Source organism: Mycobacterium bourgelatii (assembly GCF_010723575.1).
Lineage (GTDB): Bacteria > Actinomycetota > Actinomycetes > Mycobacteriales > Mycobacteriaceae > Mycobacterium > Mycobacterium bourgelatii.
In genome coordinates this window covers 1,743,103-1,756,931 of the sequence record NZ_BLKZ01000001.1, presented here as the reverse complement: position 1 = coordinate 1,756,931, position 13,829 = coordinate 1,743,103, and the positions used below count along the sequence as shown (strand labels likewise).

The following is a 13,829-nucleotide window of genomic DNA, read 5'->3' as shown; positions in this document are numbered from 1 at the left end:
CGGCAGAATCCGAAGCGCCCCTAATCACACAACATCCGCTGGGCGTCAGGAGACTTTGCTGGGGTACCAGGACTCGAACCTAGAATGGCTGAACCAGAATCAGCTGTGTTGCCAATTACACCATACCCCATCGGCAGCCTAAAACAGCTGGTCAGAACCCATTGTACGGTACAAAACCCGCGTCCTCGGGGCGCTATCCCAGCCGTTGTAAGCCGCTGTGCAGACTACCAAAGATTCAGGAGGCCTCGTCGCGCGCGGCACGCAGTCGGTTCAAGCTGCGATCACGCCCGAGTAGTTCCAGCGATTCAAACAGCGGTGGACTGACCGTTGTTCCGGTGGCGGCCACCCGAATCGGACCGAACGCCTTACGCGGCTTGAGCTCCAATTTCTCGATCAGTGCCGCCTTGAGGGCCTCCTCGATGTGCGCGGTCGTCCACTCCGCCACGCCATCCAGCGCGGCGATCGCCGCATCTAGCACCGGACGAGCATCCGGACCCAATTCCTTGGAAGCGGCCTTCGGGTCGATCGCGTACTCGTCATCGTTGAGGAACTTCAGCAGGTTCCAGGCGTCGCTGAGCACGACGATGCGCGTCTGGACCAGTTCGGCGGCGACCGCAAAACCCGTTGGGTCCAACTCGAGGTGATGGCCGTGTGCCTCAATGAAGTCGCGCAGCCTGTTGGTGAAATCACTGACGTCAAGACGCCGAATGTGCTCGGCGTTGATCGCGTCGGCCTTCTTCTGATCGAATCGGGCCGGGTTGGAGTTGACGTTGACCACATCGAACGCGGCCACCATCTCGTCGAGGGTGAACAGATCGCGATCGTCGGCGATCGCCCAACCAAGCAGCGCAAGATAATTCAGCAGACCTTCGGGGATGAAGCCCCGGTCGCGATGGGCGAAGAGGTTCGACTGCGGGTCGCGCTTGGACAGCTTCTTGGTCCCCTCCCCCAATACCGTGGGCAGATGGGCGAATTCCGGCGTCCATTCGGCAACGCCGATCCGGATCAACGCCTGATACAGCGCGAGCTGCCGCGGTGTCGAGGGCAGCAGGTCGTCGCCGCGCAGCACGTGTGTGATCTTCATCAATGCGTCGTCGCACGGGTTGACCAAGGTGTACAACGGATCTCCGTTCGCCCTCGTCAACGCGAAATCGGGCACCGTGCCCGCCGCGAACGTCGTCGGCCCGCGCACCAGGTCGTTCCAAGTGAGGTCTTCATCGGGCATGCGCAGCCGAACCACCGGCTTACGACCTTCGGCCAGGTATGCCGCACGCTGTGATTCCGTCAGGTCGCGGTCGAAATTGTCGTAGCCCAGTTTGGGATTGCGGCCGGCGGCGATGTGGCGGGCCTCGACCTCTTCGGGCGTGGAAAAGGCGTAGTAGGCCTCGCCCGCGGCCAATAGTCGTTCCACCACGTCGCGGTAGAGGTCGCCGCGCTGCGACTGCCGGTAAGGGGCGTACGGTCCGCCCACCTCGGGTCCCTCGTCCCAGTCCAGGCCGAGCCAGCGCAGCGCGTCCAGCAGCGCCAAATAGCTTTCCTCGCTGTCGCGCTGGGCGTCGGTGTCCTCGATGCGGAAGACGAAGGTGCCGCCGGTGTGGCGGGCGTAGGCCCAGTTGAACAGCGCGGTGCGGACCATGCCGACATGCGGAATGCCGGTGGGCGACGGGCAGAATCGAACTCGGACGCTCGCGTCGGAGGATCGGGTCACGACTTTCCTTTGCGGACGACGGGATTGGTGAGGGTGCCGATGCCCTCGATGGTGATGGAGACGGTGTCACCGTCCTCGATGGGACCGACTCCTGCGGGTGTGCCGGTGAGGATGAGATCGCCGGGCAGCAAGGTCATTACGGCCGAAATCCATTCCACGATTGCGCCGACGTCATGAATCATCAGCGAGGTGCGGGAGTTTTGTTTGACCTCCCCGTTGACTTCGGTGCGCACCTCAAGGTCGGCGGGATCTACGTCGGTCACGATCCACGGACCGATCGGGCAGAAAGTGTCGTGTCCCTTGGCCCGCGTCCACTGTCCGTCGGCTTTCTGCTGATCGCGCGCCGACACGTCGTTGCCGATCGTGTAACCGAGGATGTTGTCGGCGGCCTGGGCGGCGGTGACGTCCTTGCAGGCACGGCCGATGACGACCGCCAGCTCGCCTTCAAAGTGAACCGGTGATGCGTTGGCGGGCAGGCGAATTGGCACGTTCGGCCCGATGATCGCGGTGTTTGGCTTCATGAAGATGACCGGATCCGCCGGTGTCGGCCCCGTTTGTCCGCCCATTTCGGCGATGTGGTCGGCATAATTCTTGCCGACGCAGACGACCTTGCTGGCAAGTATCGGAGCCAGCAGACGCACATCGGCCAGCGGCCATGAGCGGCCGGTGAAGGTTGGTGTGCCGAAAGGGTGTTCGGCGATCTCGCGGGCCGTCAGCTCGCCGGGGTCGTCCAGATTGCCTTCGATGCTGACGAACGCGACGCCGTCGGGGCTGGCGATTCGACCAAGACGCATTCCGATGAGCCTAGCGGGGTGGTAATCGCGTGCGCGGCGCAGCCGGGCGTGCGACGGGGGCGCAAAACGGCCCGCTACGCACAGCAGCGACACCGTCGGGCTATGCGAGCATGGGTAAATGGCCAAGGATGAGGCCAGCACGAGCGCCCGACGCTGGTCGATCATGGCGGTGTCGCTGGGCGTGACAGCGAGCTCCTTCCTCTTCATCAACGGCATCGCGTTCTTGATCCCCATGCTGCAGTCGTCCCGCGGCATCCCCTTGACCCAAGCGGGCCTGTTGGCGTCAATGCCCAGCTGGGGGATGGTCGTCACGCTGATCGGCTGGGGCTATCTGCTCGACCACGTGGGCGAACGGATCGTGATGACTGCGGGTTCGGCGATCACAGCCGCTGGGGCCTACGCGGCGGCATCCGTGCATTCCCTGTTCTGGACCGGCGTCTTCCTGTTCATCGGCGGTATCGGGGCGGCGAGTACGAACAGCGCGGGCGGCCGCCTGGTTTCGGGCTGGTTCCCTCCGCACCAACGCGGACTGGCGATGGGAATTCGCCAGACGGCGCAGCCGCTGGGAATCGCTGTCGGCGCGTTGGCAATCCCCGAGTTGGCCGAGCGCGGCGAGTACGCGGGGCTGATGTTGCCCGCGATCGCGTGCGGCGTCGCGGCGCTGGCGAGCCTTGTCGCCATCACCGATCCGCCCCGCAAATCCCGCAAGGTGGCCACCGACGAGGAGCTCGCCAGCCCCTACCGTGGATCGTCGACATTGTGGCGGCTGCACGCCACGTCGGCCTTGCTGATGATGCCCCAGACGGTGACCGTGACGTTCATGCTGGTCTGGCTCATCAACCACCATCATTGGCCGGTCGCGGCGGCGGGCCTCCTGGTAACCGTCGCGCAGCTATTGGGCGCAGGGGGCCGCATCGCGGTCGGCCGCTGGTCCGATCACGTTGGCTCGCGTATGCGCCCGGTCCGCGTCATCGCCGTCGCCTCCGCTGTGACGTTGTTTCTCCTTTGCCTGAGCGACTACGTCGATTCCCGCTTCGACGTACTGCTCATGATCGCCGTTTCGGTGATCGCGGTGCTAGACAACGGTTTGTCGGCCACGGCCATCACCGAATACGCCGGGCCTTACTGGAGCGGCCGAGCATTGGGCATCCAGAACACCACGCAGCGGCTGGTGGCCGCGGCTGGGCCGCCGCTGTTCGGGGCGCTGATCAGCGCCTCCGCCTACCCGCTGGCGTGGGGCCTGTGCGGTTTGTTCCCGCTGGCGGCGGTGCCGTTGGTACCCACCAGAATGCAGCCACCCGGCCTGGAGACCAGAGCGCGCCTCCAATCCGTCCGCCGCCATCGCCTGAAGCAGTCGGTCTCTCGAGCGCGACGGGGTCCTTCCGACGACGCGTCTACAGCGACGCCCTGATCCGCTCGCCCACCTCGGTGGTGCTGAGCCGTTGGTCACCGCGGCTGGCCAGATATGTCTCGACGGCCTTGTCCACCCTGGCGGCGGCGTCATGGTCGCCGAGGTGCGCCAGCAGCAGCGCAACGGACATGACCGCCGCCGTCGGATCCGCGATCCCCTGCCCGGCGATGTCGGGGGCGCTGCCGTGCACCGGCTCGAACATCGACGGGTTGGTGCGGGTGGCGTCGATGTTTCCGCTGGCGGCCAGGCCGATGCCACCGCACACCGCGGCGGCCAGGTCGGTGATGATGTCGCCGAACAGGTTGTCGGTGACGATCACGTCGAAGCGTCCCGGATCGGTGACCAGGTAGATGGTGGCCGCGTCGACGTGCTGGTAGGCCACCTCGACGTCGGGGTACTGCGCGCCGACCTCCTGAACGGTCCGCAGCCACAAGCTCCCGGCGAACGTCAGCACGTTGGTCTTATGCACCAGCGTGAGGTGCTTGCGACGCCGCTGGGCCCGTTCGAACGCGTCGACCACGACGCGACGCACCCCGAAGGCGGTGTTGACGCTGACCTCGGTGGCGACCTCGTTGGGGGTGCCGACGCGAATGGCGCCTCCGTTGCCCGTGTAGGGGCCCTCGGTTCCCTCACGCACCACCACGAAGTCGATGTCCGGGTTGCCGGCCAGCGGGCTGCTCACCCCCGGGTACAGACGGGACGGTCGCAGGTTGACGTGGTGGTCCAACTCGAACCGCATGCGCAGCAACAGACCGCGCTCCAGCACACCGCTGGGGACCGACGGGTCGCCGATCGCCCCGAGCAGGATGGCGTCGTGCTCCCGCAGCTCGGGAACCACCGACTCCGGAAGCACTTCGCCGGTCGCGTGGAACCGCCGGGCGCCCAGGTCATATTCGGTCTTTTCCACGCCCGGCCGCACGGCGTCGAGGACCTTGATCGCCTCGGCTATGACCTCGGGGCCGATGCCGTCGCCGGCAATAACCGCCAACTTCATCGGATTCGCTCCTCGTCAATGCTGCGCGTTGCGTCGTCGCCAGTCCGCGTCACGACAGGTCAACCACTTCGAGCTTGTTGGCGCCGACGGCCGTCGCGATCTCCGACCGCACGCTTTCGGGCACATCCTGGTCCAGCCGCAGCAGGATCGTGGCGTTGTCCCCTTCGGTGTCCTCGGACAGCTGCGCGGCCTGGATGTTCACCCCCGCCGAACCCAGCAAGGTACCGATCTTGCCCAGGGCACCGGGTTGGTCGGCGTAGTTGATCACCAGGTTCGTCCCCTGCGCACGCAGGTCGAAGTTGCGGCCGTTGATCTGCACGATCTTCTCGACCAACTGCGGACCGGACAGCGTGCCGGCGACGTTGACGACCGAGCCGTCGGCGGCAACGCCACGCACATCGACCACGCTGCGGTGGTTGGGGCTCTCGCTGGCCTTGGTGATCTCGGCGGTGACTCCACGTTCGGCGGCCAGTGCCGGCGCATTGACGAACGTCACCGGGTCCTCGATCACCGCCGAGAAGAGCCCGCGTAACGCCGACAGCTTGAGTACCTCGACCTCCTCGGCGGCCAGCTCACCACGCACCTGAACCGTCAACGACACGGGCAGTTCGTCGGCCAGCGCGGCCACCAGCACGCCGAGCTTGCGCACCAGATCCAGCCAGGGCGCCACCTCCTCGCTGACCGCTCCACCGCCGACGTTGACGGCGTTGGGAACGAACTCGCCGGCAAGTGCCAGCCGCACGCTTTCGGCGACGTCGGTGCCGGCGCGATCCTGAGCCTCACCGGTGGACGCGCCGAGGTGCGGCGTGACCACTACCTGCGGCAGGTCGAACAGGGGGCTGTCGGTGCAGGGTTCGGTTGCGAACACGTCGAGACCCGCGCCACGCACGTGACCGCTGTTGATGGCTTCGGCGAGGGCCGCCTCGTCCACCAGGCCGCCTCGGGCGGCGTTGACGATGATGACGCCGGGCTTGGTCTTGGCCAGCGCCTCCTTGTCGATCAGGCCCGCCGTTTCTGGGGTCTTCGGCAGGTGCACCGAGATGAAGTCGGCCTGAGCCAAAAGCTCGTCCAGGGATAGCAGTTCGATGCCCAGTTGGGCGGCGCGGGCCGACGAGACGTATGGGTCGTAGGCGACGATGTGGGCGCCGAAGGCCGCGATGCGCTGGGCGACCAGCTGACCGATCCGGCCCAGCCCGACCACGCCGACGGTCTTGCCGAAGATTTCGGTGCCAGAGAACTTCGACCGCTTCCAGGTGCGCTCGCGCAAGGTCGCGTCAGCGGCCGGGATCTGTCGGGCAGCGGCCAGCAGCAACGCGATCGCGTGTTCGGCGGCGCTGTGGATGTTGGAGGTCGGGGCATTGACCACCAGCACACCGCGGGCGGTGGCAGCGTCGACGTCGACGTTGTCCAGCCCGACGCCGGCCCGGGCAACGATCTTCAGCTTGGGGGCTGCGGCCAATACCTCAGCGTCAACGGTGGTTGCGGAGCGCACCAGGAGTGCGTCTGCTTCGGGCACCGCGGCCAGCAGCTTTTCCCGGTCCGGACCATCTACCCAGCGCACCTCAACCTGGTCTCCCAGGGCAGCGACGGTTGATTCGGCAAGTTTGTCGGCGATCAAAACAACAGGCAGGTTCACGCGGACAGCGTAGTCGGGGATCGCGAGCGCGGCGGAGCCGGGCGAAGCGGGTCGCCGCCATCGACCCCGCGGGGATCGCGAGCGCGGCGGAGCCGGGCGAAGCGGGTCGCCGCCATCGACCCCGCGGGGATCGCGAGCGCGGCGGAGCCGGGCGAAGCGGGTCGCCGCCATCGGCCCCGCGGGGATCGCGAGCGCGGCGGAGCCGGGCGAAGCGGGTCACCGCCATCGGCCCCGCGGGGATCGCGAGCGCGGCGGAGCCGGGCGAAGCGGGTCACCGCCATCGACCCCGCGGGGATCGCGAGCGCGGCGGAGCCGGGCGAAGCGGGTCACCGCCATCGACCCCGCGGGGATCGCGAGGGCGGCGGCGACTCGCGACACATCAAATAATTACACGACCAAATAGTTACTTGCGCGAATCTCTTACCACAACCGCCTTTGCTGTGTAATATCCGCCCGTGTCCTTCCTGGTAAACCCGGCGATTTGCGCCAACATGATCGTCCGCAACGAAGCGGCGATCATCCGCGAAACGCTCAGCCACATCGCGCGCTACATCAGTGCGTGGGTGATCGTGGATACCGGCTCCGATGACGGGACCCAGGACGTCATCCGCGATCACATGGCACGCCTCGGCATACCCGGGGAGCTCCACGAGCGGCCGTGGCGCAATTTCGGGCACAACCGGTCCGAGGCATTGACCCTCGCCCAGGGCCACGGCGACTACATCTGGGTCCTCGACGCCGACGACAAGGTCGTGGGCAACCTCGATTTCGGCCAGTTGGGCGAGGATCTCTACCAGCTCCGTTATGGCGAAGGTTTCGACGTCTACTGGCGGCCAAACCTCTTCCGCGACGGGTTGCCGGTCCGCTACGAAGGCGTGGTCCATGAGTACGTCGTCGTCGACTCTGATTTCACCCACGACCGACTCGACGGTGACTATTACATCGATTCTCGCCGACTCGGAGCGCGCAATCGGGATCCGAAGCGGAAGTACGAGAGCGACCGCGACCTGCTGCTGGCTGAGCTGGAACGCAATCCTGAGGACGCACGGTCGGTGTACTACCTGGCGCAAAGTTACTTTGACTTGGGCGATTTCGAGAACGCCCGCAAGTGGTACCAGCGCCGCGTCGAGATGGGCGGGTGGGCCGAGGAGGTCTACCAGTCGATGTACCGCGTCGCGGAGTCGATGTGGTCGATGGGTGCGCCCTGGCCGGAGGTACAGGACGCCTACGTGAGGGCCTGGGAGTTCCGGCCGACCCGCGCGGAACCGTTGTACGCCATCGCCTTTCGCTACCGACTCGACAAGCGCTATCACCTCGGCTATCTGTTCGCCAAGCACGCCGCAGAGATTCCGTTTCCCACCGAGGACACGTTGCTTGTCAGTGCGGACACCTACACCTGGGGTGCGCTCGACGAGGCCGCCGTCTGCGCCTCATGGATCGACAAGCACGCCGAGGCGGTGGCGCTGTGGCGACGAATCCTGGCCAAGGACAACATTCCCGCCGAAGATCGCGAACGAATTACCGTCAACTGCGACAACAGTGCGCCCATGATCTTCGAAGCGGCCGCCGCTTACCCCGGTGAGCTGGCGCGGGACCTGACGGGCCGTCGCCGCGACGCCGAGGTGGTGCTCAGCGTGGTCGCAGGGCCAGATCGCGACGCCGTCGAGGTGACGCTGAACTCACTGCTGAACTGCTGCACCGACGTTCGGCAAATCGGGCGCTACCTGGTGGTCGATGCCGGCCTGCGTGCGGACGATCGCGCGATACTGCTCGAACGGTATCCATTTGTGGAGTTTTGCCCGCTCGCCGTGGGAGCGTCTACCGGCGCCGTGCTGTCGCAGATTCGGGATCACATCTACGGACGGTTCTGGCTACACCTGGCACAAGGTTGGCAGTTCTATGCCCAGGAGCACTTGATCACCCGTCTGACCAGCGTGCTTGGGGCCGAGGAAAACGTGTACCAGGTGGCGATCAACTTCACCGACGCGGACAAGCTGATCGGTGCGACCGCGACAGACGACATAGTGTCCCGCGCGCCTGGCGCCGGACGCTATGTGCTGGGTGGTCAAGTGGCGTATGGCCCGGCAATGTTCGACACCGCGAGGCTTGACCGGGTCGGCGGTATCCGTGCCAATGACCGCGATCCCCTCGCCGAGCTGGGTCGGCGGGCAACCACCGCCGGTCTGGCGACGGCCAGCCTCGACGAGGTCTTGTGCGTCAATACGGTGCCGACTCGCCAGTCGGTCCACGCCTGAGCCGCAACACACCAACAGCCCAAGAGTTAAGAGCTCGCCATGCTAGATCGCCCTGCAATCTGCCTCAACATGATCGTGCGCAATGAGGCTCACATCGTCACCGAAGCGCTTGACGCGGTCGCCCCGCACATCAGCTGTTGGGTGATCGTCGATACCGGCTCCACCGACGGGACCCAGGAGATCATCCGGAACCGGATGTCCCAGCTCGGCATCCCCGGAGAGCTGCACGCACGGCCCTGGCGCAACTTCGGCCACAACCGGACCGAGGCTCTGACCCTTGCCCAGGGCCACGGCGACTACATCTGGGTCATGGACGCCGACGACACCATCACCGGCACGATCGACTTCACCGGGCTCAGCGGCGACATCATCTGGCTGCGGTGCCGAGACTCGTACACCAACACCTTTTGGCGCCCACAGGTATTCCGCGACGGGCTGCCGATCCGCTACGTGGGCGTTGTGCATGAATACGTGGCGGACGACGTGAGCTTCCGTGACGCCCGATTGGACGGCGACTACTACGTCGAATCCCGTCGACTCGGCGCGCGCAACAGCGACCTGAAACGCAAGCACGCCAGCGACCGCGATCTGCTGCTTGCCGAGGTCGAACGCAATCCCAGCGATTCTCGGTCCGTCTTCTACCTCGCCCAGAGCTATTTCTGCTTGAGCGATTACGCCAACGCGCGGATGTGGTATGCGCGGCGCGCCGAGATGGGCGGTTGGGATCAAGAGGTCTTTTACTCGCTGTTGCGGGTCGCGGCGTCCATGGCGGAACTCGGCGAGCCGTGGGCACAGGTGCAGCAAAGGTACCTGTTGGCTTGGGAGAACCGGCCGAGCCGGGCCGAGCCGCTGTATGAAATCGCGCGGTGGTATCGCAGGCAGCAGCGCTATCAGCCCGGCTACATGTTTGCCAAGCGCGCTGCCGAGGTCCCCTTTCCGGAATATGACATGCTCGTCGCCGCCGACGTCTACAACTGGCGCTCGCTCGATGAGCAGGCGGTGTGCGCGTCGTGGATCAATGAGAAGGCCGAGGCTTTCGCGCTCTGGCGGCGGATTCTGGACCGCCCTGACATCCCCGACGATGACCGCCAACGGATAGCGGCCAACCTCAGCCTGTGTAGGCCGCCAATGATCAATGCCGCTTCCCGGTACCCGGAGGCCATGGCGCGGCGCCTCTTTGCCAGTCCGCGCCATCCTGAGGTCACCGTCAGCCTGGTCGCCGGCCCGAATCGCGCCGACACCGATGTGACCCTGAACTCATTCCTGAACAGCTGCACCGACGTGTCGCGGGTCGGACGCTTCTTGGTGGTCGATGCCGGCCTGTCAGCCGCAGATCGGGCCGACCTTCTTGAGCGCTATGGGTTTCTTGAGTTCATCGACGCCGGCCCCGACAGCGGGCCGGGCACCCATCTCACCTATCTGCGCGCTCAGATCCACGGACGGTTCTGGCTGCACCTCGGACAGGGCTGGCTGTTCTTTGCACCCGAAGACCTGATCGCCCGCCTCACCGCGGTGCTCAAGGCCGAACCACAGGTGTTCCAGGTGGCGATCAACGGCGGCGACACGATCACGCCGAGCGGTGCGAGCGCGGCAGCGGACACGGTGAGGCGAGCGCCCGGCGCGGGTCGCTACGTGCTGCGCGAGCGGGTGGCGTACGGACCTGCCATGTTCGACACCGCCCTACTGGATCGCGTCGGCGGTATCCGTGCCAACGACCCCGATCCCCTCGCCGAGTTGAACCGGCGCGCCGCCGCCGCCGGTCTGGCGACGGCCAGCCTCGATGAGCTGTTGTGCATCCAGCCGGACCCGACGTAGTTGCCCAGGATTCCCAACCACGACGTCATCAGCTCTAATTCATAGATGGACGTCACCGTGGTGGGCAGCGGACCCAACGGGCTGGCTGCGGCCGTGATCTGCGCCCGCGCGGGGTTGAAAGTGCAGGTGCTCGAGGCTCAGCCGACGTTTGGTGGCGGTGCCCGCAGCGCGCCCGACGTCGAATTTCCCGGTGTGCTGCACGACATTTGCTCGGCAGTTCACCCGCTGGGCTTTGCGTCCCCATTTTTCGCCGAGTTCGATCTGGCCGCGCGCGGGGTGACGCTGGCCGTTCCGGAGATCTCGTATGCCAACCCGCTACCAGGCCGGCCCGCGGCGATCGCCTATCGCGATCTGAAGCGCACTTGCGACGAGTTGGACCACGGCGCGTCGTGGCGACACCTGCTCGGCCCGTTGGTGAAGAACTCCGATGCGGTGGTGGACTTCCTGCTGGGCGACAAGCGATCGGTGCCCAGTTCGCCGATAACCTCCGCGCGGCTCGGACTGCGAATGCTGGCCCAGGGCAGCCCGGCATGGGGGACTTTGTCCGGTGATGATGCCCGTGCGTTGTTCACCGGCGTTGCCGCGCATGCGATTACACCGCTGCCCTCCCTGGCGTCGGCGGGAGCGGGGATGATGCTGGCGACGCTCGCCCACTCGGTCGGCTGGCCCATTCCGGTGGGCGGTACACAGAAGATCACGGATGCGTTGATCGCCGACCTGCGTGCGCACGGCGGCGAAGTGATCAGCGGCGCGGAGGTCACGGAGCCGCCGGACGGCGTCGCACTGTTCGACACGGCGCCTACCGCATTGTTGCGCGTGTACCGTGACACGATTCCATCGCGCTACGCAAAAGCCTTGCACCGCTACAGTTTTGGGGCTGGCGCGGCGTCCAAGGTCGACTTCGTGCTCAGCGGCGACATCCCGTGGTCCGACCCTCGACTGAAAGACGTGCCGACCTTTCACCTCGGCGGCACCCGCGAGGAGATGGCGCACGCCGAGAGCGAAGTGGCGGCGGGGCGCCACCCGCAGTTCCCGATGGTGCTCGGCTCCTCGCCCCACGTCACCGATCCTGGGCGCATCGACGAAGGCGGTCGCCGTCCGTTCTGGACGTATGCGCATGTGCCGGCTGGATCCACCGTCGATGCGACAGAGACCGTGACGGCCGTCGTCGAACGGTTCGCGCCCGGGTTCCGCGACATCGTGCTGGGTTCGCGCAGCGTGCCCGCCGCGCGGATGTCCGACCATAACGCCAACTACGTCGGCGGTGACATCGCCGTCGGTGGAGCCAACTTGGTACGCGCGCTTGGCGGCCCCACGCCACGGCTAAACCCTTGGAGCACACCAATTCCCAAGGTGTACCTGTGTTCGTCCGCGACCCCGCCCGGCGCCGGGGTGCACGGGATGGCCGGGCTTTTCGCGGCTCGCACCATGTTGCGGCGCGAGTTCGGCATCAGGGAATTGCCTACGCTTAGCCCATGACGAAACTCGCCATCATCTATTACTCAGCCACCGGCCATGGCACCACCATGGCCAAGCGCGTCGCAGCGGCGGCCGAGGCCGCTGGCGCCGAGGTCCGGGTGCGCCACATTGCCGAAACGCGTGACCCGGCAGCGTTCGCACAGAACCCCGCGTGGACGGCGAATTACGAAGCGACCAAAGACCTTCCAGCGGCCAGCGGCGACGACGTCGTGTGGGCGGACGCCGTGATTTTCGGCTCACCGACCCGATTCGCCTCCACTACATCGCAATTCCAGACATTCATGGACTCGCTCGGCGGGTTATGGGCGCAAGGCAAGTTGGCCGACAAGGTGTACGCGGCATGGACGTCGACGGAATCCCCGCACGGCGGCCAGGAGACCACCCTGGTCAGCCTCTACATGTCGCTGATGCACTGGGGCGGCATCATTGTGCCCCCCGGCTACACCCATCCGCTGAAGTTCGTCGACGGCAACCCTTACGGGGTCAGCCTGGTGGCCAACCGGGAAAACATCCACGACCTCGACGAGGCGACCGCCAACGCGCTTGACCACCTGGCCCAGCGAGTGGTTTCAGTCGCCGACCGGCTTTCCGCGCGCTAACGCGCGCCGACCGTCACGCCAGAGTGACCGCCGTCGCCGAGCGTCACGCCAGAGTGACGGCCGGCCTGAAGAGACGCCCGGCGCCGAGCGTCACATCAGAGTGACGCCCGGCGCCGTGGCGGCCGTAAGAATCAGGCGGTTTCGGTGATCGGCCGGTCCACCCAGCTCATCAGGTCACGCAACTTCTTGCCGGTGACCTCGATGGGGTGCTCGGCGTTCTCCTTGCGCAGCTGCTCGAGTTGCTTGTTACCGCCCTCGACATTGGCGACGAGCTTCTTGACGAAGGTGCCGTCCTGGATGTCGCGCAGGATCTCCCGCATCCGCTCCTTGGTGCCGGCGTCGATGACGCGCGGACCCGACAGGTAGCCGCCGAACTCCGCGGTGTCGGACACCGAGTAGTTCATCCGCGCGATGCCACCCTCGTACATCAGGTCGACGATCAACTTCAGCTCGTGCAGCACCTCGAAGTAGGCCATCTCCGGCGGGTAGCCCGCCTCGACCATCACGTCGAACCCGGCCTTCACCAATTCCTCTGTGCCACCGCACAACACGGCCTGCTCACCGAACAGGTCGGTCTCGGTTTCGTCTTTGAAGGTGGTCTTGATGACACCGGCCCGGGTGCCACCGATGGCCTTGGCGTAGGACAGCGCCAACGCCTGACCCTCACCGGTCGGGTCCTGGTCGACCGCGATCAGGCACGGCACGCCCTTGCCGTCGACGAACTGACGCCGCACCAGGTGACCGGGCCCCTTCGGCGCGACCATCGCGATGGTGACATTGGCGGGCGGCTTGATCAGATTGAAGTGGATGTTGAGGCCGTGGCCGAAGAACAACGCGTCGCCGTCTTTCAGGTTGGGCTCAATGTCATTCGCGAAGATCTCGGCCTGCGCGGTGTCGGGCGCCAGCAGCATGATCACGTCCGCCCACTCGGCCACCTTGGCCGGCGTGTCGACGTCGAGCCCCTGCTCCTCCACCTTGGGCCGGGACTTGGAGCCCTCCTTCAGCCCGACGCGCACCTGCACACCGGAGTCGCGCAGGCTCAGCGAGTGCGCGTGCCCCTGGCTGCCGTAACCGATCACGCCGACCTTGCGACCCTGAATGATCGACAGGTCTGCGTCGTCGTCGTAGAACATCTCTA

General features: G+C 66.0%; 10 protein-coding genes and 1 tRNA gene. 5 read left to right on the top strand and 6 right to left on the bottom strand.

All coding sequences use genetic code 11. The features are described from left to right. Window positions 1-58: 58 nt before the first annotated feature. The 3 genes from G6N68_RS07955 to G6N68_RS07945 all read right to left on the bottom strand — a co-directional run bounded on the left by G6N68_RS07955 (window position 59) and on the right by G6N68_RS07945 (window position 2,502). Window positions 59-130: transfer RNA gene (locus G6N68_RS07955), tRNA-Gln, on the bottom strand. A gap of 105 nt (window positions 131-235) precedes the next feature. Then, on the bottom strand, window positions 236-1,708 hold the full coding sequence (gltX, locus tag G6N68_RS07950; RefSeq protein WP_163710079.1) for a glutamate--tRNA ligase: 1,473 nt from the start codon (window positions 1,706-1,708) through the stop codon (window positions 236-238). Further along, a complete protein-coding gene (locus G6N68_RS07945) occupies window positions 1,705-2,502 on the bottom strand; it encodes a fumarylacetoacetate hydrolase family protein (RefSeq protein WP_163710076.1) in 798 nt (265 codons plus the stop codon). The genes gltX and G6N68_RS07945 overlap by 4 nt, the downstream gene beginning before the upstream one ends. A 118-nt stretch (window positions 2,503-2,620) precedes the next feature. On the opposite strand from G6N68_RS07945, the gene G6N68_RS07940 reads away from it, so the two are divergent. Beyond that, window positions 2,621-3,913: an MFS transporter gene (locus G6N68_RS07940; RefSeq protein ID WP_163710073.1), complete on the top strand. Its 1,293-nt coding sequence runs from the start codon at window positions 2,621-2,623 to the stop codon at window positions 3,911-3,913. Here G6N68_RS07940 and G6N68_RS07935 read toward each other — a convergent pair. Together G6N68_RS07935 and serA are read right to left on the bottom strand one after the other, a co-directional pair. Beyond that, on the bottom strand, window positions 3,897-4,907 hold the full coding sequence (locus G6N68_RS07935) for a 3-isopropylmalate dehydrogenase (RefSeq protein ID WP_163710070.1): 1,011 nt from the start codon (window positions 4,905-4,907) through the stop codon (window positions 3,897-3,899). The two genes, G6N68_RS07940 and G6N68_RS07935, sit on opposite strands and share 17 nt — an antisense overlap. 49 nt (window positions 4,908-4,956) lie before the next feature. Next, window positions 4,957-6,543 (bottom strand): phosphoglycerate dehydrogenase, encoded by a 1,587-nt coding sequence (serA, locus tag G6N68_RS07930; RefSeq protein ID WP_163710067.1) that lies wholly within the window; start codon window positions 6,541-6,543, stop codon window positions 4,957-4,959. 455 nt (window positions 6,544-6,998) lie between these two features. Between serA and G6N68_RS07920 the strand changes: the two genes are divergently transcribed. From G6N68_RS07920 to wrbA, 4 genes are all read left to right on the top strand, one after another. Further along, window positions 6,999-8,798 carry a glycosyltransferase gene (locus G6N68_RS07920; RefSeq protein WP_240355417.1) on the top strand — a complete coding sequence of 600 codons (1,800 nt, stop codon included), beginning with the start codon at window positions 6,999-7,001 and terminating at the stop codon, window positions 8,796-8,798. Between the two features lie 69 nt (window positions 8,799-8,867). Beyond that, window positions 8,868-10,613 carry a glycosyltransferase gene (locus tag G6N68_RS07915; RefSeq protein ID WP_240355416.1) on the top strand — a complete coding sequence of 582 codons (1,746 nt, stop codon included), beginning with the start codon at window positions 8,868-8,870 and terminating at the stop codon, window positions 10,611-10,613. A 45-nt stretch (window positions 10,614-10,658) separates the two neighbouring features. Beyond that, a complete protein-coding gene (locus G6N68_RS07910; RefSeq protein ID WP_163710063.1) occupies window positions 10,659-12,092 on the top strand; it encodes a phytoene desaturase family protein in 1,434 nt (477 codons plus the stop codon). Then, the gene (gene wrbA / locus G6N68_RS07905) at window positions 12,089-12,691 is read left to right on the top strand and encodes an NAD(P)H:quinone oxidoreductase (protein WP_163710059.1); all 603 of its coding nucleotides are present in this window, start codon (window positions 12,089-12,091) and stop codon (window positions 12,689-12,691) included. Before G6N68_RS07910 ends, wrbA begins: the two co-directional genes overlap by 4 nt. A 131-nt stretch (window positions 12,692-12,822) precedes the next feature. Here wrbA and ilvC read toward each other — a convergent pair whose 3' ends face one another. Continuing rightward, complete coding sequence (gene ilvC / locus G6N68_RS07900; protein ID WP_163718332.1) at window positions 12,823-13,824, bottom strand: ketol-acid reductoisomerase; 1,002 nt, start codon at window positions 13,822-13,824, stop codon at window positions 12,823-12,825. Window positions 13,825-13,829: the final 5 nt, after the last annotated feature.